Here is a 20,192-nt window from a genome sequence, read left to right as displayed (position 1 = left end):
CACAAATAAATCATTCGTGTCTCATTTGTGTTATTCGTGGCTGAAATTATTTGCCACAAATGCACGAATAATATTCAGGTGATGGCTTAAACTAATAAAAAACCTTGCAAGATTTATACCTGCAAGGTTTATGGGTTTTGTCAAAATCAGTTTATTATCTACCTCTTATCATACGAGGAGTTGTGGCTTCAAAATTATCTCCTCCATTCATACGTCTTTGTTTTTTTCTTTCGTACATAGCTCTTTGCTGAGGGGTAAGAATAGCTACAATACGAGTTTCACGCTCTTCGTTAAGGTTTTTTCTTTGCTGACGAGCTTGCTCTTTTGTAATGCTACCTGCTTGCACTTGATTTTGTACCTGTATCATTCTTTGAGCCACATCTAAATTGATTGCATACACTTGACTTTTTTGTTCGGGGGTGAAGTTGGCATATTTATGCATACGCTCTGTAATAGCAGTAGCTCTCTGCTCGGCAGTAGCTTGCGATTGAGCCTTCGCTACACCCAAAAAAAGCACCAAAGTAATGAGTAAAAATATTTTCTTCATAATCTATGGGGTTAAGGTTGTACCATCATAAGAGTTTCAAGGCACTATATTACGAAATTTTTGGTAAAAAAAAGAATTTTTGCTAAAATATTTTTCAGAGCAATGCTTTTTCCAATAAATATTCGGCAATTTGTACGGCATTCGTGGCGGCACCTTTGCGTAGATTATCCGCTACAATCCACAAATTGAGCGTATTTTCTTGCGACTCATCTCGGCGTATTCTACCTACAAAAACTTCATCGCGTCCTTTGGTCAGAATAGGCATTGGGTAGCGATTATTTTTTACATCATCTTCTACAATTACTCCTTGGGCTTTGCTCAAAATTTCTCTAACTTCATCAAGCGTGAAATCTTTCTGAAAGCTCACATTCACGGCTTCTGAATGTCCGCCTATTACAGGCACACGCACGGTGGTTGCAGTTACTCCGATTTTATCAGTACCTAAAATTTTCTTGGTTTCATTGACCATTTTCATTTCCTCTTTGGTGTAACCATTTTCTAAAAACACATCAATATGAGGCAAAACATTCAAATCTATGGGGTGCGGATATACTTTTTTGCCCTCTATGCCTGCTCTCTCGTTAAAAAGTTGATCAACTGCCGCTTTACCCGTGCCTGTAACCGACTGGTAAGTAGAAACCACGATACGTTTAATTTCGTACCGCAAGTGCAAAGGATACAAAGCCACTACCATCTGAATAGTAGAGCAGTTGGGGTTGGCAATGATTTTATCTTCTCGGGTAAGCAGATGTGCATTTACTTCGGGGACAATGAGTTTTTTGTCCTTATCCATTCGCCAAGCCGAAGAGTTATCTATTACGGTTGTACCTACTTCGGCAAATTGAGGGGCATATTGCAAAGATGTAGCACTACCCGCCGAAAAAATTGCCAAATCAGGTTTTCGGCTGATAGCTTCTTGTATGCTCATTACTACATACTTTTTGCCCTGAAACTCAATTTCCTTGCCAACGGATTTCTCCGAAGCCACCAAATACAATTCACTAAACGGAAAACACCGTTCCGATAAAACTTTCAAAATTTCGCTACCGACCAAGCCCGTAGCACCTACAATAGCTAGTTTCATAAACTATTTACTTTTTTGAATTAAGAAAAAAAGAAGCTAGGCAGTTTTAGAAATCGTCTTAGAGTGAATTTTGAAAGGAGTTCCGAAATATTTTTCGCTATAAAGGTTTCTCAAATCGTCAATACTTTGTAAAATACCATTTCTCTTTACATACCAAAAAGACCAACCATTGTAATTTTCTTTACCTAAAATAAAAGCACTTACCTTATGAATAGAAGCCACTAAATCACCATATTGTAAAGAGCCATCAGCCAAAACAACAGCCTGATGCAATCCATTTTTAGAGTAAAGCACCTCTCCAATTTCTACAAAGCCTTTTTCAATAAGGCTCCCGAAAGGGACTTTAGGTTTTCGTCTTTCAATCTTATACTCTAAAACAGGTTCTGCCAAAGGAATAATTTTGTTTAACCTTTCATTAGCAACCTGAACGTAGAAAAGTTCTCTTTCAAAACCTAAAAATTTTCTTTTCAAACGCTTGGCTACTGCGGCAGTTGTGCCACTTCCTGAAAAAGGGTCAAGAATAAGGTCATTGATGTTGGAAGTTGAAAGAATAATCCGAAAAAGTAATTCTTCGGGTTTTTGCGTTGAATGAGCCTTTTTTCCATTTACTTTTATTCTCTCCTCCCCCTGACAAATCGGAATATACCAATCACTTCGCATTTGCAAATCATCGTTAAAAGTTTTCATAGATTTATAATGGAAAGTATAAGATGATTTTTCCGATTTGCTTGCCCAAATAAGCGTTTCGTGAGCATTGTTGAAACGAGTCCCTTTGAAGTTGGGCATAGGATTAGTTTTTATCCAAATAATATCATTCAAAATCCAGAAACCCAAATCTTGCATAATTTTACCTATTCGGAAAATATTATGGTAAGACCCAATTACCCAAATACTTCCTGTACTTTTCAGAACCCTTCTACACTCTGAAAGCCATTGCAAACAGAATTTATCATAGCTTTCAAAAGAATCAAATTTATCCCACCCATCATTTACGGCATCAACCTTCGTTTGGTTAGGACGAAATAACTCTCCATTGAGCTGTAAATTGTAAGGCGGGTCAGCAAAGATTAAATCTACCGAATTATTGGGTAATTTTTTTAGCAACTCAACACAATCTCCTTGAACAATAGAGTTAATTTGAAAATCTCCAATTTTTTCCATTACACTAAATTTTATCAAAAATACAAAATTCTAACTCCTCCACAAAAAACCAAAAAGTAAATAAGAAACGCTAATCACAATAGCATTGATACACAAAAGCACTAAAATTTCTTCGGTACTATTGCTTCGGGCAAGTCCGTCCATAGCATTTTTAGAAACTTTTATCAAAAGCAAAAGCATAGGCAGAATTACAGGAAAACCCAAAATTGCCATCAGTACGGCATTGTTGTTGGCTTTAGAAGCAATGGCAGAAATCATTGTAAGTGTAGAGGCAAACCCCAAAGCTCCTAAAACAAGATTTAGCAAAAAAAAAGGCAAATCTTGCACAGGATTACCCATAAACAATATGTACCCCCCTAAACCTACCAAGCTAATGAGTAGCATAAGAAGCACATTGTAAGCAATTTTAGCCAAAATCAGCAAATATGGATTTACTACCACATAATAGTAAAACATTCTACCAACTTTTTCTTGCATAAACCCCTTGGCAATAGCATTGAAAGATGAAAATAACAAAATTAACCAAAAAAGCGTATTCCAAGTAATGGGTTCTATTTTTTGCGTTTCCAAGTTGAAACTCAAATAGACAATCAGAATGGCACTGCTCACGTACAAAAGCAAGCTATTCAGGGCGTATTTTTGTCGCCACTCCAAAAGAAATTCCTTGCGAATAAGTTGTAAAAATTGAGCTAACAAAACAGGTAGTTTTTAGGCTTGCAAATTTGTAAAAAAACCTTCAAAAAAACTATTCATTTTGAAGTTTTGGCTTAACTTTGCAAGAAAACGAAACTATGGCTTTGCGTTGCGTTGTAAAAGTAGGTAGTGTTACAAATCTTTCCGATGCCCGTTATGCAGCAGGAATGGGTGTAGAGATGTTAGGTTTCCGTGTACAAGAAAATGACGAAAATTATATGCCTGCTGAAACTTATCAGGAAATCACGTCTTGGATTTCAGGGACAGATTTTATTTTGGAAATTTCGCAAACTTCTTGGCAAGATTTACAAAACATTTTAGAAAAATACCCCTGTAATGCTCTGGAAATCGCAGATGAAAATTTATTAGAAATGCTCATTAAAAACGCCGAAACCAGTGAAAATTTGCCTATAAAGTTGCTTTGGAAAGTAAAAAACAAACAAATTTTTACACAAAAAGCCGAAAATTGGCGAAAATGGATAAGTTTTTTTGTTTTTTCAAAAACAGATATAAATTTTTGTCAAGAATTGGCAGAAAAATATCCTATTTTGTTGGAAGGTGATTTTTCTGCTGTTGAAGTAGAAAAAATTTTAGCAGAAACTTCTATCAAAGGTTTTTCGCTCAAAGGTTCGGCAGAAATAGCCCCCGGGCTAAAAGACTTTGACCATTTGGCAGAAGTTTTAGAAATTTTAGAAACTGAGTAATTGTTTTGAAAACCTTAAATTTTGTAAAAATGAAAAAATTTTTGTTTATTTCGTTTATCAGCCTTATTCTAAATGCGTGTAGCACTTTGCAAGGTGTAGTAAGTAGCTTACCTACGAACCAGCCTCTTACCGAAGGTGAAATTGCTAATGGCTTAAAAGAAGCTCTTACCCAAGGCATCAGCAATGGTGTAAATGAGCTAATCAAAACCGATGGTTATTTTGGCAATCAGGCGATTAAGATACTTTTGCCCCCCGAAGCCCAAAAAGTGCAAGATTTAATTGTAAAGCACATTCCACAGGGGCAAAAACTCATTGATGAAGCTATCTTGAAAATGAACCGAGCCGCCGAAGACGCCGCCAACGAAGCCAAACCTATCTTTGTAGATGCCATTACCTCTATGACTATCGTTGATGCTAAAAATATACTTTTCGGTAACGAAACCGCCGCTACAAACTATCTGCGAGAAAAAACTTTTCAAAAACTTCTGCAAGCGTACAGCCCTAAAATCAACAATGCTTTGAGCAAGGTAGGGGCTACACAGGCTTGGGCGGCACTTATCAATCCGTACAATAAACTTGCTGGTAGCAATGCAGGTGCTCTTTTGGGAGTACGTGAGCCCATCAATGCCGATTTAGGAGCTTATACCACTCAAAAAGCTCTTGACGGACTTTTTTGGCGTATAGCCCAAGAAGAAAGTAAAATCCGCCAAAATCCTATTGCTCGCACTACTGCCCTTTTGCAAAGAGTTTTCGGGGAATTGGATAAAAATAAAGGTCGCTAATAACAAGCCCTTTAAGCCTAAAAACTCAAACAAACCCTTCAAACCTTTGAAATTTAGAATGACTATGCAAGCATTTTTTGAAAATCTTGGTGTTTCCGAAAATCTTTTTCAGTGGCTTATTTTGCCACTGATTGTGTTTTTGGCTCGCATTACCGATGTTTCTATTGGCACAATTCGGATACTGCTAATGATGAATGGCAGAAAGTACATAGCTACTTTTTTAGGTTTCTGCGAGTCGCTGATTTGGCTTACCGTGATTGCCAGCATTTTTAAGTATGTAAAAACGCCTTTTGCTTATATCGCTTACGCAGGCGGGTATGCCACAGGTACATTTATCGGAATGACTTTGGAAAATAAATTAGCTGTTGGCAAAGTAATCGTTCGGTTTATAACCCGTCAAGATGCCACAGCTTTATTGGATTATTTACGCACTACTCGTTTTGGATTTACAAGTCTGCAAGCCGAAGGACACAAAGGGAATGTCAATTTAATTTTTTCTGTTATTGAACGCAAAGACCTTAAAGAACTTGTAGAAATAGTTCGTAGCTATCACCCCAAAGCCTTTTATAGCGTAGAAGCCACCAAATACGCCTCCGAACCACCTAACGAAGAAACTGATGTCCCCGCTAAAAAATGGTTTTTGTGGGGTTTTGGGAAAGATTTTTTTAAGAAAGTGTAAAAAGTTCTTTCTTGAACGAAAACCAATATCAACAGGTATAAGAGTATCCATATCTTATTAGGAGACTAAAAACATTTCATCGGCTATACCCTACATTTTAAACCTTTCTTTTGAGGTTTCGCTCATCTATTTTTGCCTTAGTAAAGAATTAAAATTTACTTTACTACAAGATTTTACACGAAAAATTAGCTTTTGTTCCCTTCTAAAAATTTAAAAATATGAAAAAGCAGAAAAAAAACCAATGGAAATGGCTTTGGCTACTACTGCCTGTTGGCTTGGTAGTGGTGGTTTCGCTCAAAACAAAAAACAAAAAGGAAAATTTCTTTATTGTAGAGCAAAAAGAAATGACCGAAGCAGTGTATGCCTCAGGAACTATTCTGCCCAAAGAAGAATACAAGGTTTTTGCAATGGCTGATGGCATTTTGAGCCAAAAAATGGTTCGTGAGGGCGATAGCGTACAAAGCGGGCAGGTTTTATTTCATATCAACAACCAACAACAGCAAATTAGGCTCAATAATGCCCAAGAAGCCTATCAGATTGCCCAAAAGAATTACGATTATGCCCATTCACCTGTATTGAAGGAGTTGGAAACAGCCATTCGGGTTGCACAAACGCAAATGCAGAACGATTCGGTCAATTACATTCGCTTCAAAAACCTTTGGCAAGAAAATGCAACCTCCAAAATTGAATACGACAAATACACGCTCATTTACGAAAACTCAAAAAATAATTTTCTCTTGCAAAAAGCCCGTTACGAAAAAGCCAAAAACGACTTGTTGCTCAATTTACAAAATACCCAAAGCCAAGTACAACTCAATTCCGAAATCAATCGCGATTATGTAGTCCGAAGCCTTTTTGCAGGTAAGGTGTACGAAATTTACAAAGAAGAAGGCGAGGCAGTCCGCAGAGGTGAAGTAATAGCCCTTTTAGGTTCGCATCAGCAGTTTTATTTGCAAATGAGCATAGACGAAACCGATATTGATAAAATAAAAATCGGGCAGGAAGTGCTTGTCAAAGTAGATATTCACAAAGGTAAAATTTTTAAGGCGAAAGTAAGCAAAATTTATCCTCGCCTCAATAGGCAAAATCAGTCTTTCAGGGTAGATGCCGAGTTGGATAAAGACCAAGTTTTAGAAGGTTTTTCGGGGCTTACAGCAGAAGCCAACATCATTATCCAAAACAAAGCAAAGGCTTTGGTAATTCCGAAAGCATTTTTACTTGAAAAAGATAGCCTCTGGATTGAAAAAGACGGCGAAAAGAAAAAAATCGGCGTAACAAAAGGCATTGAAAACTTCGAGTGGGTAGAAATTACCAAAGGTTTGGAAAATAATACAAAAGTCTTAAAACCTTAAAGCTATGTTGCTACTTTTTGAAATTGCCAAAACGCAAATGCTTTCTCGCCTCAAACAGAGCATTATTGCCACTTTGGGCGTAACCTTCGGAATAGGTATGTTTATCCTGATGATTAGCTTTATGACAGGCGTAAATACACTTCTGGAAGAAACGATGCTTTCGGCTACGCCTCATATACGCATCTACAACGATATTGGCGTGCAAAAAAGCTCTGTATTACACGAGTGGAAGCAAGGCAAACAATTTGTGAATGTGGTGCATCATATCAAGCCCAAGAAAGAAAAGAAAAACCTTAAAAATGGCTTTGCAATAGTGGAGGACATCAGAAAAGATGAGCAAGTTTTGGGGGTGTCGCCACAAGTCAGTACGCAGGTGTTTTACAATTATGGGGCAATTCAGATTGGTGGCAGTGTGGTTGGGGTAAATATTTTTGAGGAAAATAAACTCTTTGACCTTGTCAGCAAAATGCAAGCAGGACGCATAGAAGATTTACTTACCTCAAATGACGGAATTTTGATGGGTGTGGGTCTGGCTCGCAAACTCAATATGAATATAGGTGATAAAGTTACCGTTTCTACCCCTGACGGCACACTCAAAGTGCTGCAAGTAAGAGGTATTTTCAAATACGGCATCGGAGCGATAGACGACACGAGAAGTTATGCCAATATCTCTACCGTTCAAAAAATGCTCAAAGAAGATACGCGTTACATTACCGACATCAATCTGAAACTAAAAGATTATTACCAAGCCAAAACCATCGCCCAAGCATACCAAAAACGCTACAACTATAAAATTGAAGATTGGGAAACTGCCAATGCTACGATCTTAGTCAGTTTTACGCTTCGCAATATCATCACATACGTAACTTCTATTACTTTGCTTGTAGTGGCGGGCTTCGGGATTTACAACATCTTGAATATGACCATTTATGAAAAAATGCGTGATATTGCCATTCTGAAAGCACAAGGTTTTGCCGAAAAAGATGTATTAGGGATTTTTATGATACAAGCCCTTACAATCGGTGTTTTGGGCGGCGTTTCTGGCTTGCTTATCGGATTTCTGCTTTCTTGGTGGGTTTCTACCATTCCTTTTGATAGTGGCGGTTTTTTGGCAACGGAAACCTTTCCTGTTAATTTTAATCCCTTCCATTATGCCATAGGCATCGTATTCGGTGTACTTACTACTATTTTTGCAGGTTATTTCCCTGCTCGCAAAGCAGGAAAAATAGACCCTGTCGAGATTTTGAGAGGTTAAAAAAATACTACACTTATGGAATTTGCACTAAAAGCCGAAAATATCATCAAATATTTCTACGAACCCGTAGAGTTTCAGGCTCTAAAAGGTTTGAGTTTGGAAGTAAAAAAAGGCGAATTTGTCTCTTTGATTGGCAAATCGGGAAGTGGGAAATCTACACTTTTGTATGTGCTTTCCACAATGGATACCGACTATGAAGGCAATTTAGAAATCAATGGTGAAACTTTGACAGGTAAAAAACAAAACGAATTAGCTCGTTTCCGCAACGAACACATTGGTTTTGTATTTCAGTTTCATTATTTATTGCCCGAATTTAGCGTTTTGCACAATGTAATGCTTCCTGCTCTCAAATTGGGGCGTTATCAGCGAAGTGAAATTGAAGATAGAGCTTACGAAAAGCTCAAACTTCTGGGCATAGCCGAACACGCTCCCAAAAAAGCCTCGCGACTTTCGGGCGGGCAACAGCAGCGTGTCGCCATTGCTCGTGCCCTCATTAACGAGCCTGCCGTAATTATGGGCGATGAACCTACCGGTAATTTGGACTCGGCAAATACCCAAATCGTTTTTGATATTTTCAGAGAATTAACTTCAAAATATCACCAAACTATTATCGCCGTAACACACGACGACGAATTTGCCCGAAACTCCGATAGAATTATTGAATTGAAAGACGGATTGATTATTTAACTAATTTATCAATGATTGATTATGAAAAAATTTATTCTGAATTTTGGTTTTTTAGGATTGCTCTTGTGGCAAAATGCTTTTGCTCAAGAAAAACGAACAATGACTTTGGAGCAGTGCATCGCGTATGCTTATCAGAATACTGCCCTAATGCAAAAATCTATGCTTGATGAGCAAATTGCACAAGCCCAAAATCAAGAATATTTGGGGATAGGCTTGCCCCAAATCAATGGCTCGGCACAAATGCTCTATAATTTTGAGTTGCGACCCGCCTTTTTGCCCGCTTTTTTTCTGGCACAAAGCAGTGGCACGCCACCTGACCCCGATGCCGAATTTGTAGCCGTAAGAGGCATTTTTGCCCCACGTTATCAAGGCGATGTCGGTATCACCATCAGCCAACTTATTTTCAATGGCTCATATTTTGTTGGTTTGCAGGCGGCAAAAAAGAACAAAGAACTTACCAAACAAAACTCGCAAGCTAATAAAGTTACAACGGCTGAAAATGTGAGCAAAGCCTATTATTCGCTACTTGTTGCCAATGAGCGGGCTAAACTGATTGATGCTAACATTGCCCGTTTGGATAGCCTGATTAAAGATGTAAAAGCTCTCAATAAGCAAGGCTTAGCCGAAAAAATTGAAGTTAGCCGTTTGGAAGTTACCGCCAATAACTTACGAGCCGAAAAAATGAAAGTTGAACGCCTCATTGAATTGAGCAAAGAACTGCTTAAATTTCAGATGGGTATGCCTGTACAAGAGGAATTTGAGGTGGCTGGTTCAATACGCGACTATCAGTTGGAGCAAATCCCTGATGGTGAAGTACCAAATGAATATCGGAACAGAATTGAGTATCAAATTCTTGAAACCGCTATAACTTTGAATAAACTCAATCTAAAAAACAAGCAAATGGGAGCGTACCCGAGTTTGGTGGCAATTGGGCAAATGGGATATGCCACAGGGGCAAGGTATTTTTCCAATGTTGGCGACTTTTCCAATCGTTGGCTGGGCTATGGTACCGTAGGCTTGCAGTTGAATGTACCGCTTTTTAGTGGTATGCAACGCAAATACCAAATCCAGCAATCTCGTCTTGAACTTTTGAAATTGGAGCAAGATAAGCAAAATCTACAAAAAACCATTGATTTCCAAACCCGACAGGCTCAAATTACTCTCAAAAATGCTCTTACTACGTTAGATGCCCAAAAACGTAATATGGAGCTTGCCAAAGAAGTTTTAAGAGTTTCTCAGGTCAAATATAAGCAAGGAGTAGGTTCAAGTGTAGAGATAATCAATGCAGAAACCGCCTACAAAGAAGCTGAAACAAACTATTTCACTGCCCTTTACGATGCCCTTATCGCCAAAGTAGATTTAGATAAGGCTATCGGAAAATTAGGGAAGTAATTTTCTCAAAGATTTCAAACACAAGAAGGCTCCATTTCAAAAAAATTTGTGATATTGGTTTAGTAAAAAACTACAAAACGCTAATTTCTATTATACTCAAACCCGACAGGTTTGGGAAACCCGTCGGGTTTAACGATTTAATTTTCAATTGGTTAGCTTAATTTATTTTCGCAAACTAATTTTGTTTGTGTATAAAAATACAATTTCATTGTTTTGCAATAAACCTTTATGCGAAAAATTGTCTATTTGATTATTCTACTGATTGCCACTATCCGAGTATTCGTGATAGAGTTTCTCATCAAATTGCCCATTACGGCTTGGGAGCATTTCCTGATATGGTCGGTAGGAATGTTAGTGATGGCACTTATTTTTGAGTGGATTTATGTAGTACATCGTTTCCTCAATAAAAAATTACCTTTTGAAGAAAAAATCACCCTTCGGCTTTTTGTACAGGTAATATTTTCTTTGTTAGGCACTTTACTACTCACCTACATAGGTATCAATTTTTTGATGCCTCATCTTATCAAAAGTCTGCCCACGCATCAATACAATACACCAATGAGCTATTTGCAAGTCGTATTACTTACTTTCGGTATCAATATGGGTTTTTTCGGAGAATATTTTTTCAGGGCTTGGAAACAAAAAATCATAGAGGCGGAGCGTTTGGCAAAAGAAAATGCAATGATGCAAAAAGCCTATACGCAAACCCAATTTGCCAACCTCCAAAATCAACTCAATCCGCATTTTTTGTTTAATAGCATTGCCTCTTTGAGTAGCCTTATTTACGAAAATCAGGATTTGGCAGCCAAATTCTTGGAGCATTTGGCAAAGGTATATCGCTATGTGCTTCAAAACAAAGAACAAAATTTGGTAAGTCTGCAAACAGAATTGGATTTTATTGGAAACTACCTTTTTTTGCTTCAAACTCGTTTTGACAAAGCCCTGCAAATCTCTTTTCGTGTAGATAATGAAGCACTAAGTAAGCAAATTGTGCCTGTAACGCTTCAAATTTTGCTTGAAAATGCCGTTAAACATAATATAATGACCGAAGCGAAACCCTTGCAAATACATATTTTCAATACAGAAGATTATTTGCTGGTTGAAAATAATTTGCAAAAGAAAAGTGTAGTAGAACATTCAAACAAATTAGGATTAAGCCATCTGAAAAATCTTTATACTTTTCTTAGCCCTTTGCCACTATGTATTGAAGAAAACGAAAACGCATTTTCAGTAAAAATTCCTTTACTCTGATGAAAAAAGTTTCTGTTGTCATTGTAGAAGACGAAAAATTAGTTGCCAAAGCACTTGCCCGAAAAATTCAGGATTTAGAGCCTGATTTTGAAGTAGTGGCTTTTTTGCATAGCCTTTCGCAGGCGGTAGAGTGGTTCTTGCAAAACCCTGCTCCCGATTTGCTTTTTCTGGATATTCAACTTTCTGACGGGGTAAGTTTTGAGATTTTTGAAAAAGTAAATCTCCAAACAGATGTAATTTTCACCACAGCCTACAACGAATACGCCCTCCAAGCCTTCAAACTACATAGTATTGATTACTTGCTCAAACCTATCAACCAAGAAGATTTAAGATTTGCCATTGAAAAATGGAAAAATTGGCGTAATCAGCCCGAAAAAGTAAATTTGCTTACGGATAATCTACAAAATTTATTGGCTCAAATGGCTTTCAAGAGCGAAAAAAGTCCTTACAAAGAGCGTTTTTTGGTACATTACAAAAATACACTCGTGCCTATTGAAGTCAAGCAAATTGCTTGTTTTTACAAACAAGAACTAATTTTTGTACAAACCTTTGAGGGGCAAAATTTTATTTCGGAGCATCAAACCCTTGACGAAATAGAGGCTCTGTTAGACCCCAAGTTATTTTTCAGGGCAAACAGGCAGTATATTGTTCATATCCAAAATATCAATAGCATCAGAAATACCTACAAAGGAGCAGAAATTAGCCTTTTTTCGCCCAAAAATACGCTATTAGACGTAAGCCGAGAAAAGGTAAATTTGCTGAAAGAGTGGTTGAGTAGGTAGTTGTCATTCATTACTCGCTATAAAATACCCTTTTCACCCTCTCACTGACACTGGTTAGAATTTCGTAAGGAATTGTTCTAATAGCCTTGGCTAAATCTTGAATGGTATGTGTTTCATCAAAAATAATAACTTCATCACCCACTTGGGCATCAGGTACTTGTGAAAGGTCTATCATTGCCATATCCATACATACATTGCCAAGTATAGGTACTAATTTCCCTCTTACTCTCACCTTCCCTACTCCATTGCTAAAAGCCCTGCTCAAGCCATCGGCATAGCCAATCGCTATGATGCCTATTCTACTTTTCTGATTTACTTTTCCTTTTCTGCCATATCCTACGGTATCGTTTTTGGAAATAGTTTTAATTTGCGAAATCACGGTTTTCAGGCGGCTAATGGGTTGCAAATTTCCCTGAAATTTTCCACCTGCTTCCACTCCGTACAAACCTATTCCCAAACGTACCATATCCATTTGATATTCGGGAAAACGTACTATACCCGGTGAATTGAGAATATGTTTCAAGAACTTATAGGGTAATTTTTTTTCAAGATTTTGCGTGATTTTCTGAAAAGTCTGAATTTGTTTGAGCGAAAAATCGTCGTGTTGTTCTTCATCAGCGGCGGCAAGATGGCTCATCAGTGAAGCAACTTTCAAAAAAGGCACTTTTTGTAAAATACCAAGCAAAACGCCTACATCTTGTGGCTCAAAGCCCAAACGCCTCATACCTGTATCAAATTCCAAATGAATTTTCAAACTCAAATGTTCGCTTTCACAAAAATCTGCAAGTTTTTGCAAAATTTCAAAGCTATACACCGCAGGTTCTAAATGGTATTCGGCAAGCAGAGAAAAGCTCTCTTCCGAAGGGTTCATTACCATAATAGGTAAATGAATCCCATTTTTTCGTAGTTCTACACCTTCATCAGCATAAGCTACCGCTAAATAATTTACTCTATGAAATTGTAAAAGATTGGCAATTTCTACACTACCATTGCCGTAAGCAAAAGCCTTTACCATTACCATAATTTTAGTTTCAGGCTTCAAACGACTGCGGTAGAAATTCAAATTATTCACCAAGGCATCAAGATTGATTTCCAAAACTGTGCGATGAGCTTTGTACTCTAATTTCTGAACAATTTTTTCAAAAGCATATTTTCTCGCCCCCTTGATAAGAATAACGCAATTGCGAAGCTGTTGGAAAAAACCTTTGCTCAAAAAATCTTCTGTATCTTTGTAAAAAGCCGTAAGTGGTATATCTCGGAAAGCCTCCTGATGCTCAAATATTTTCTCACCTATCCCAATGAAAAAGCCTATTTTTTTGGCAGAAATCAATCGGGCAACTTGCTGATAAAGTTTTTTACCACTCAAATCACTTTCCAAAATATCGGAAAGAATAACTACCTTGGCAGGTTTTTGGTCTTGGTTTGCTAAAAAGTCTAAAGCTATTTGCAAACCTGCAAGGTCATTGTTATAGGAATCATCAATCAAATAAGTTTGTTGTATGCCCTGTTTAAGCTCCAAACGCATAGAAACGGGTTTGAGCAAAGCAAGTCTTTTGTTTATTTCTTGCGTAGGAATTTTGAACTGAAAGTGCATTAGAATAGCACATAAAGCCATATTTTGCAAGTAGGCTTCATCTTGAAAAGGCAGTAGAGTACTATTGAGTTTGCAAGTAAGTTGAAATCCTTTTTTCACAAAACTCACGGCATTTTTACTCACCGAAAGCTCATAATTCCAAAAAAATACTTGTGCTTGTGGATTTTTCTTGGGAAATTTTTCTACTACTTTGGGATAATTTTCTACCAAATTCGCAGGCAAAAAGACCACCGAACAATTTTCAAAAAGTTTTAATTTTTCTTCTAATTTTTCTTCTCTGTTCTTGAAGCCTTCATCGTGAGCCGAACCCAAATTAGTCATTACTCCTATGGTAGGTTGAATAACTCTTTGTAGATATTCCATTTCACCTACTTGCGAAATACCTGCTTCAAAAATGCCCAAAGTATGTTCGGCACGCATCTGCCAGACCGAAAGCGGCACACCAATTTGAGAATTAAAACTTTTAGGGCTTCTGACAATGTTAAACTCCTCTGCTAAAAGTTGCGTTAGCCACTCCTTCACGATAGTTTTGCCGTTACTACCTGTAATAGCCATTACAGGATAGGTAAATTTGCTTCTGTGCCAAGCTACAATTTTCTGAAAAGCCCTAATACTATTTTTTACCACTACATAGTTGATACCTCTTTCTCGGAATGGTAAAGCGACTTTCTCATTTTCTATGACAAAATTTCTCACTCCTTTTTCGTAGGCTTCGGCAAGAAAGTGATGCCCATCGTGGTTTTTACCCTTAATAGCCACAAAAAGTGTATTTTCAGGCACGAATAATTTGCGACTATCTACGGCTATATGTTCAATAGGCAAAAGTGGAGCAGTTTGCCATATAGGACTTTGTAAAATAGATTGCAGTTCGGTGAAAAGCATTTCCAATTATTTTTTAAGCAAAAATAAAAAATCCCGCCTAATTTAATTTTTTTCTCGGTTATTTTTTGCTAAAATTGCAATAATGTATAAATTTCCGTTCAAAAGAAACGCTTATGCCCAAACCTCACGTTATTGCCATAGTAAATCAGAAAGGAGGCACTGGAAAAACCACAACCACGGTAAATTTAGGAAAAGCTATTGCCCAAATGAATAAAAAAGTATTATTGATAGATTTAGACCCACAAGGAAGTTTGTCGTATTATTTAGGAGCCAATAGCAACGTTTGGAGCATTGCAGATGTAATTTTGGAAGATATTTCTTTTCATAATGCACTTATTCAGCGAGAGGGTCTGCATATTATTCCTGCTGATGTAACACTTGCGGACTTGGAACTTTCGCTCGTTAATTATCAGGGGCGTGAGCATATCGTCAAGCGAATGATTGAACAAAATGCCCAAGATTACGATTTTGTACTTTTGGATTGTTCTCCTTCGCTTTCTATCCTTACGGTAAATGCCTTGGTAGCGGCTCATAGTGTTGTGATACCATTGCAAATGGAGGTATTGAGTATGCACGGATTAGAACTAATGCTGGAAACCATTGAGCAAGTTAAAAAGACCGTAAATCCCAATCTAGAAATTATGGGAATTTTGGTACTAATGTACAACTCCCGCCGCAGAATTACACAAGAAGTGTATAACCATATCAAAAAAACTTATAATTTTGTACCCATTTTTCAAACTTTTATCCGTATGGACGTAAAGCTCGTAGAAGCCCCTTCTTTTGGTAAAAGTGTATTTGAATATGCTCCCCAATCCAACGGAGCAGAAGACTATTTGGCTCTTGCCCAAGAAATATTAGAAAAAGTACAACAAAAGGCTGAATAACAATGGCATTAGGCGAAAATATCAAACGTGAGCGAATGATACCTGTTCGCAATCGCATTGTGTATAATCAGTTGCAACAAGAATTAGAAGAACTAAAAGAACAAAATCTTACGCTTTCTGAACCTAATTATGATATTTCAGCCGTTTTAGAAAATTTAGGTAAATTTGAAGAAGAAAATGAAATTGCTAAAACTCATTCCAATTCCAAAGTAGAGTTTTTTTCGCACAGCAACGATATTTTGGAACATTGTTTTATGGTTGCAGAACTGGATAGTGCTAATCTGCAAATTTTGAAAGCAAATGAAACTTTTTGTGAAACATTGCAAATAGAACCTACCGAATTGAGTGTCAGGTCTTTACGAGAATTTTTTATAAAAGAAAAAACTGCTGAATGGGAAAGCTTTTGGGAAAAACTCAAAAAAGGTGAAAAAGTACAAACCATTGTGGAATTTTTACCCAAAAATGCTACTGAACAAGAAAAGATAATATGCTCGGCTACGCTGGTTGGCAAACCCGCTCATAAATCTATGATTTACATTCTCATCGCCCAAAATATTACTATGGCAATGAGCGCTTACAAAAACAATACTACCATTGAACTAGATATTGATAAAAATCTAAAATCTGCTAAAATCATTGTCAAAATCTAACGCATAGTAGGCGTTACATAATAAATTTTTCCCCTTTGGCAATAAGGTCGGGGCGAGCAAGAAGCAAATATTATCAAGCAAAGCAAAACAAAGGCAATTTTCGTTTTCATAGTTTTAAGATGTATTTTACCAAAGAAAACTGCAAATCCCGTGCCAATAAGCATTTCCTACCTCTATTACACGAGGCGAGGTGTACAAATTGGCTATTTTGAGCGTTTTTTCATTGAGCTTTCTGATTTCTTGCTTGCTATCTTGCAAAAGGCTTTCGCCGTAACATAATATTCCCTTTATTTCACGACAAAGAAGCAAATTCCGAGCATATACGCCTCTCCTTCCTGTCCATAAGCAATATTTTTGCAGAAAATTCTGATTATTCTGTAATGGTACAATAGGAACATCTGCAACTTTTTCGTGGGATTGTAAGATTTTTTCGGCAAGTTCGGCAGATTTTTCAATTTCTTTGCTACAAAGCAGACGAATGAAACTTTCTATTTCCTCATTTTTTTGCAAATCTTCTGCTTCAAAAGCCCCCGCTACGAAAGCCATAGCAAAATTTTGAGAAGAGGTTTGCTTCCAAGGGGCATTGTTTTCATCTACATTGTAGTGAATAATGATAGTTAGATCAGGCTGAAAAGCGTTGATTTTTCGCACACGCTCCAATAGTTCTACCTTTTTGAAATAGTTGCGAAAGAAAAGATTAGGCGGTAAAGGTCTCTGCTTTCTTATTCTGCTCTTGCTTTGTTTCATAAAGTTATTTGCGTATTCAGAATAAATCTCCTGAAAAGTTTTATTAAAAGCAGTGAAGTTATGTTCTGAACGAGTAAGTAAGACTTCGGCACCGTATTTTTGGAGGCTATCGGCAAGGATTTTAGCAGTAGCCCAAGCCAAAGAAGACTCATAAAATTCTACTGCTGTACTATCGGGCAAAGTAGTTTTGATGTATTTACCTTCTATTTGAGCCGTTGAGAAATCGCCTGCAAAATGTCCGGGGTCTATGGCAATACGCAACCCTCTGAATTTGGGTAAGCCAAAAAATTGATTGCTTAATCGTAATAAAAGCCATTTTTGCTGTTGCTCTTGTTCCTTGATTTGATAGTAAGCATTTAATTTCTGCAAGCTATCCCAAGAAAAACGATAAGTTTTTTTCAAAGTCTTGATGTACAAACCCACACTATCTTGAAGCAACACATTTTTACGAATTTGCTCACCTTTGAGCAAATATTTTTGTAGTCTGTTTTGCCAAATATTTTGAGCTAAACCAATAGTTGGGAATAGGAAGTAAAATAGAAAAAATATCCTCAGCATATTTCTTGAATAATAAAAAAACCCTCTTGATTGAGGGTTTTTTTTAGGTTAGGTATAGTAAGCCTACTAAGGTTGTGGTGAAAAATCCAGCACTTTATCAATTACGTGACCAATGCCATTGAGCAACATTACATCAGACTGCACCACACGAGCATTGTTAGCTGTACCATTCTGAGCCGCTATTTCAAACAAATTAGTAGTGCGAGGTCTTGCAGTGTTTAGCGAAATATTACCATTGGCATCTACGGTGGCGGTTAATCTTCTGCTAAGAAGTTCGGGACTATTAGGACCTAATGTAGGAGTAACATAATATCCTACGGGGTCAAACAAAGTCAAAAACCTCTGCCCATTGGTAATAACACTTGAAGGAAACACCAAACGCTGACGGTAATTAATAGCCCCACCACCGGTAGTACCAGAATAGTTAGCAGGACTAATTACATGATATTGTACTATTCTACTTAATGTAGCCCAAGGAGCCGCATTGATAGAAGTAGCATCAGGGAAACCAGCATCAGCAAACGCTTGATTAGTAGGTAAAAAAGCAGTAAAAGCACCATTACCTGAACCTGTACCAGAAGTATTAGAATTAGATAAAGTTGCTTGTAAGCCCAATCTTATCACCGCTTCTTCTAATCTTTGTAGCTGAGGATTAGCTTGAATGTATTGCCACAAGTTTTGTGTAGGAGGCAATACTACTCTATCCACCCCTTGCACTACACCATTAGTAGCTGCCATATCAGGTTTAGTAACTTTGATACCATTGATAGAAAGCCCATTCAAGCACCCCATATAAGCGTAGTTGTATTTATCCCAAAAATCTTCATTAGTTGGAGCCTCATCAGCAATACTTGGCACCCACGTTACATAAATGTTATCTGTGTTGGTGAAGTTATTATTGGTGGTCAAGTTAGCTGTTGCAGGGAAAGGGGTAAAAGTAGTCGTAGTTATTCTCATCATATAGATGTGGTATTTCACAATCCTCATCAATGTAGTAAAAGGCACATTGTTGAGATTGGTAATACCTGCGGCTTGAAAAGCGGCATTGGTAGGAGCAAAAATAGTGTAAGGACCCGTAGAATTACGAAGTTGCTTATCCATTTCTGTAATTTTCAGAGCTTCTACCAGAGTAGAGTACTCAGGCATACTCTCCAATACTTCCATAATATTTTTGGAGGCTGCGGGCTTTAGGTCATCTCGTTTAGTTTTTAACGTACAAGCCCCCAAACCTATCAAAAATGCAATTGACAGTGCTAAATATAAAAAGTTTGTTCTTTTCATTTTCTTAAAGATTTTATTCGTTTAACAATCCTGATGTACTATACACAATAGCATTTGCAGTAGCAATAAAGCCCATCAATCCACTTGGAGGAACACAATTTGAGGCTCCTGCTCCATAGGCGGCTATACCGGGAAAACCAACAACCGTAGCAGCAGGGAAGGCAGAAGTAGGATCGTTTTGCACAGCGACTACCGTGGTTGTTCCAATACAAGTACTAGCAGAAGCTAAAAGTATTCCTGTCAATCTGCCTGCATTTAGATTAGGTACAAAGCGTACTGCTCCCGAAGCATTTAAGTTGCTTACTCTACCTAATGATGCCGCAAGAACGTGATGTTGCAAACGCGTTTGTGTTGAAGGAATGTTAGATAACAAAGTTGTAGTTCTTGAAGCAAATAGTGTAATGTTATTGTTAGGATTGGATAAGTAAGCCACTAAGTCTGTGTAATAATCTACCATTGTAGCAAAAGCATTGTGTCTGCCATCTTTCTTGATAAACTCATAAGCAGTAGCAGGGAAAAGTACCGCAGATACAGTATTGAGTATTCCATTGGAAGCTTTTGTACCCCAGCTAAACATAGGAGCACCATTTACTGCAGGCGGAACAAAATCCAATTTACCTTCTACTCCTTTTGGAGGGGTAATAGTAATCGTATTATTTACCCAAGGAGTGTTCAAGGGATTATTAGCAGGCAAGAAAGCTGTTGTTTGAGCGGCAAGTGTTCCAAAAGTAGATTGTGTATTTACATCAAAATCAGCATTGTTAGGAATTTCCACGATATGGTTAAGTACAATGGTTCTCAAAAGAATACTATCATTGTACTGAGGTTGTACAGGATTACCATTTACGTCTACTGTTCCTGATATAAAAGTTTCAATAGAGGGAGCATCTTTGAATTGCTGAGGCAATTGTTCAAACGCTAAATCATCAGGAGCGAACACAATAAACCTTCTGCTATTATCTCGCAAGAGATTGATAAGTCCTGTTTTCTCCAAAGCCTTCTTGAAAGTGCTATAATGGGCAAACAGAGGGTCAAAGGTACGGGTAGTAGGAGCAGTACGCAAATCAGCCACAAGTGCCGCAAGCGTTCTTTGCTCTACTTTAGGCTCAGGAAACTTATTACGCTCGTAGCAACTTGTCAGCACTAATGCGGCTAACAAGTTCAAAATTGCAGTATATGAGAAAAATTTGTTTTTCATTTTTCAAAGATTTTTGAGTGAAACAT

Annotated in this window: 19 protein-coding genes; 11 read left to right on the top strand and 8 right to left on the bottom strand. The window is 37.5% G+C overall.

What is annotated here, in order from left to right; all coding sequences use genetic code 11:
• Nucleotides 1–154: 154 nt before the first annotated feature.
• The 4 genes from Rain11_RS07065 to Rain11_RS07050 all read right to left on the bottom strand — a co-directional run bounded on the left by Rain11_RS07065 (nucleotide 155) and on the right by Rain11_RS07050 (nucleotide 3,488).
• Nucleotides 155–547, bottom strand: coding sequence for a hypothetical protein (locus Rain11_RS07065; protein WP_101358647.1), 393 nt, complete (start codon nucleotides 545–547; stop codon nucleotides 155–157).
• A gap of 94 nt (nucleotides 548–641) precedes the next feature.
• Nucleotides 642–1,631: an aspartate-semialdehyde dehydrogenase gene (locus Rain11_RS07060; protein WP_101358646.1), complete on the bottom strand. Its 990-nt coding sequence runs from the start codon at nucleotides 1,629–1,631 to the stop codon at nucleotides 642–644.
• Nucleotides 1,632–1,667: 36 nt separating this feature from the next.
• The gene (locus tag Rain11_RS07055; protein ID WP_101358645.1) at nucleotides 1,668–2,792 is read right to left on the bottom strand and encodes a site-specific DNA-methyltransferase; all 1,125 of its coding nucleotides are present in this window, start codon (nucleotides 2,790–2,792) and stop codon (nucleotides 1,668–1,670) included.
• Nucleotides 2,793–2,822: 30 nt separating this feature from the next.
• On the bottom strand, nucleotides 2,823–3,488 hold the full coding sequence (locus Rain11_RS07050) for a heme exporter protein CcmB (RefSeq protein ID WP_243390557.1): 666 nt from the start codon (nucleotides 3,486–3,488) through the stop codon (nucleotides 2,823–2,825).
• Nucleotides 3,489–3,583: 95 nt separating this feature from the next.
• Here Rain11_RS07050 and Rain11_RS07045 point away from each other — a divergent pair, with 95 nt between their 5' ends.
• The 9 genes from Rain11_RS07045 (at nucleotide 3,584) to Rain11_RS07005 (ending at nucleotide 12,369) form a co-directional block, all read left to right on the top strand.
• A complete protein-coding gene (locus Rain11_RS07045) occupies nucleotides 3,584–4,189 on the top strand; it encodes a hypothetical protein (protein WP_133121530.1) in 606 nt (201 codons plus the stop codon).
• 29 nt (nucleotides 4,190–4,218) lie between these two features.
• The gene (locus Rain11_RS07040) at nucleotides 4,219–4,971 is read left to right on the top strand and encodes a DUF4197 domain-containing protein (RefSeq protein ID WP_101358643.1); all 753 of its coding nucleotides are present in this window, start codon (nucleotides 4,219–4,221) and stop codon (nucleotides 4,969–4,971) included.
• A 64-nt stretch (nucleotides 4,972–5,035) separates the two neighbouring features.
• Entirely contained in the window at nucleotides 5,036–5,650 is a 615-nt protein-coding gene (locus tag Rain11_RS07035; RefSeq protein WP_165778091.1) for a DUF2179 domain-containing protein, read from the top strand.
• A gap of 218 nt (nucleotides 5,651–5,868) precedes the next feature.
• Nucleotides 5,869–7,002 carry an efflux RND transporter periplasmic adaptor subunit gene (locus Rain11_RS07030; RefSeq protein ID WP_101358641.1) on the top strand — a complete coding sequence of 378 codons (1,134 nt, stop codon included), beginning with the start codon at nucleotides 5,869–5,871 and terminating at the stop codon, nucleotides 7,000–7,002.
• A 4-nt stretch (nucleotides 7,003–7,006) separates the two neighbouring features.
• A complete protein-coding gene (locus tag Rain11_RS07025) occupies nucleotides 7,007–8,257 on the top strand; it encodes an ABC transporter permease (protein ID WP_101358640.1) in 1,251 nt (416 codons plus the stop codon).
• Between the two features lie 15 nt (nucleotides 8,258–8,272).
• Complete coding sequence (locus Rain11_RS07020; protein ID WP_101358639.1) at nucleotides 8,273–8,944, top strand: ABC transporter ATP-binding protein; 672 nt, start codon at nucleotides 8,273–8,275, stop codon at nucleotides 8,942–8,944.
• Between the two features lie 21 nt (nucleotides 8,945–8,965).
• Nucleotides 8,966–10,336 carry a TolC family protein gene (locus Rain11_RS07015; protein ID WP_133121529.1) on the top strand — a complete coding sequence of 457 codons (1,371 nt, stop codon included), beginning with the start codon at nucleotides 8,966–8,968 and terminating at the stop codon, nucleotides 10,334–10,336.
• A gap of 228 nt (nucleotides 10,337–10,564) precedes the next feature.
• Complete coding sequence (locus Rain11_RS07010; protein ID WP_101358637.1) at nucleotides 10,565–11,587, top strand: sensor histidine kinase; 1,023 nt, start codon at nucleotides 10,565–10,567, stop codon at nucleotides 11,585–11,587.
• Entirely contained in the window at nucleotides 11,587–12,369 is a 783-nt protein-coding gene (locus tag Rain11_RS07005) for a LytR/AlgR family response regulator transcription factor (protein WP_101358636.1), read from the top strand. The genes Rain11_RS07010 and Rain11_RS07005 overlap by 1 nt, the downstream gene beginning before the upstream one ends.
• 10 nt (nucleotides 12,370–12,379) lie before the next feature.
• Here the strand turns inward: Rain11_RS07005 and Rain11_RS07000 are convergent, their stop codons facing one another.
• Nucleotides 12,380–14,845, bottom strand: coding sequence for a bifunctional UDP-N-acetylmuramoyl-tripeptide:D-alanyl-D-alanine ligase/alanine racemase (locus Rain11_RS07000; protein ID WP_101358635.1), 2,466 nt, complete (start codon nucleotides 14,843–14,845; stop codon nucleotides 12,380–12,382).
• Between the two features lie 113 nt (nucleotides 14,846–14,958).
• Here Rain11_RS07000 and Rain11_RS06995 point away from each other — a divergent pair, with 113 nt between their 5' ends.
• Nucleotides 14,959–15,732, top strand: a complete 774-nt coding sequence (locus tag Rain11_RS06995; protein WP_101358634.1) for a ParA family protein — start codon at nucleotides 14,959–14,961, stop codon at nucleotides 15,730–15,732.
• 2 nt (nucleotides 15,733–15,734) lie between these two features.
• On the top strand, nucleotides 15,735–16,382 hold the full coding sequence (locus tag Rain11_RS06990; RefSeq protein ID WP_101358633.1) for a PAS domain-containing protein: 648 nt from the start codon (nucleotides 15,735–15,737) through the stop codon (nucleotides 16,380–16,382).
• 126 nt (nucleotides 16,383–16,508) lie between these two features.
• Here the strand turns inward: Rain11_RS06990 and Rain11_RS06985 are convergent, their stop codons facing one another.
• The 3 genes from Rain11_RS06985 to Rain11_RS06975 all read right to left on the bottom strand — a co-directional run bounded on the left by Rain11_RS06985 (nucleotide 16,509) and on the right by Rain11_RS06975 (nucleotide 20,166).
• Nucleotides 16,509–17,687 (bottom strand): N-acetylmuramoyl-L-alanine amidase, encoded by a 1,179-nt coding sequence (locus Rain11_RS06985; RefSeq protein ID WP_101358632.1) that lies wholly within the window; start codon nucleotides 17,685–17,687, stop codon nucleotides 16,509–16,511.
• A gap of 66 nt (nucleotides 17,688–17,753) precedes the next feature.
• Nucleotides 17,754–18,851 (bottom strand): fasciclin domain-containing protein, encoded by a 1,098-nt coding sequence (locus Rain11_RS06980; RefSeq protein WP_165778090.1) that lies wholly within the window; start codon nucleotides 18,849–18,851, stop codon nucleotides 17,754–17,756.
• A 130-nt stretch (nucleotides 18,852–18,981) separates the two neighbouring features.
• Nucleotides 18,982–20,166 (bottom strand): fasciclin domain-containing protein, encoded by a 1,185-nt coding sequence (locus Rain11_RS06975; RefSeq protein ID WP_101358630.1) that lies wholly within the window; start codon nucleotides 20,164–20,166, stop codon nucleotides 18,982–18,984.
• Nucleotides 20,167–20,192: the final 26 nt, after the last annotated feature.

The sequence above is a fragment of the Raineya orbicola genome, from assembly GCF_002843425.1.
Lineage (GTDB): Bacteria > Bacteroidota > Bacteroidia > Cytophagales > Thermonemataceae > Raineya > Raineya orbicola.
Note: the sequence above shows the minus strand (reverse complement) of the source record. Positions and strands in the feature narration are given on the sequence as shown.

Bases quoted from the DNA above. Each gene is read 5' to 3' on its own strand.
- Rain11_RS07065 (WP_101358647.1), bottom strand. From the start codon at position 547: ATGAAGAAAATATTTTTACTCATTACTTTGGTGCTTTTTTTGGGTGTA.
- Rain11_RS07060 (WP_101358646.1), bottom strand. From the start codon at position 1,631: ATGAAACTAGCTATTGTAGGTGCTACGGGCTTGGTCGGTAGCGAAATT.
- Rain11_RS07055 (WP_101358645.1), bottom strand. From the start codon at position 2,792: ATGGAAAAAATTGGAGATTTTCAAATTAACTCTATTGTTCAAGGAGAT.
- Rain11_RS07045 (WP_133121530.1), top strand. From the start codon at position 3,584: ATGGCTTTGCGTTGCGTTGTAAAAGTAGGTAGTGTTACAAATCTTTCC.
- Rain11_RS07040 (WP_101358643.1), top strand. From the start codon at position 4,219: ATGAAAAAATTTTTGTTTATTTCGTTTATCAGCCTTATTCTAAATGCG.
- Rain11_RS07035 (WP_165778091.1), top strand. From the start codon at position 5,036: ATGCAAGCATTTTTTGAAAATCTTGGTGTTTCCGAAAATCTTTTTCAG.
- Rain11_RS07030 (WP_101358641.1), top strand. From the start codon at position 5,869: ATGAAAAAGCAGAAAAAAAACCAATGGAAATGGCTTTGGCTACTACTG.
- Rain11_RS07025 (WP_101358640.1), top strand. From the start codon at position 7,007: ATGTTGCTACTTTTTGAAATTGCCAAAACGCAAATGCTTTCTCGCCTC.
- Rain11_RS07020 (WP_101358639.1), top strand. From the start codon at position 8,273: ATGGAATTTGCACTAAAAGCCGAAAATATCATCAAATATTTCTACGAA.
- Rain11_RS07015 (WP_133121529.1), top strand. From the start codon at position 8,966: ATGAAAAAATTTATTCTGAATTTTGGTTTTTTAGGATTGCTCTTGTGG.
- Rain11_RS07010 (WP_101358637.1), top strand. From the start codon at position 10,565: ATGCGAAAAATTGTCTATTTGATTATTCTACTGATTGCCACTATCCGA.
- Rain11_RS07005 (WP_101358636.1), top strand. From the start codon at position 11,587: ATGAAAAAAGTTTCTGTTGTCATTGTAGAAGACGAAAAATTAGTTGCC.
- Rain11_RS07000 (WP_101358635.1), bottom strand. From the start codon at position 14,845: ATGCTTTTCACCGAACTGCAATCTATTTTACAAAGTCCTATATGGCAA.
- Rain11_RS06995 (WP_101358634.1), top strand. From the start codon at position 14,959: ATGCCCAAACCTCACGTTATTGCCATAGTAAATCAGAAAGGAGGCACT.
- Rain11_RS06990 (WP_101358633.1), top strand. From the start codon at position 15,735: ATGGCATTAGGCGAAAATATCAAACGTGAGCGAATGATACCTGTTCGC.
- Rain11_RS06985 (WP_101358632.1), bottom strand. From the start codon at position 17,687: ATGCTGAGGATATTTTTTCTATTTTACTTCCTATTCCCAACTATTGGT.
- Rain11_RS06980 (WP_165778090.1), bottom strand. From the start codon at position 18,851: ATGGAAGTATTGGAGAGTATGCCTGAGTACTCTACTCTGGTAGAAGCT.
- Rain11_RS06975 (WP_101358630.1), bottom strand. From the start codon at position 20,166: ATGAAAAACAAATTTTTCTCATATACTGCAATTTTGAACTTGTTAGCC.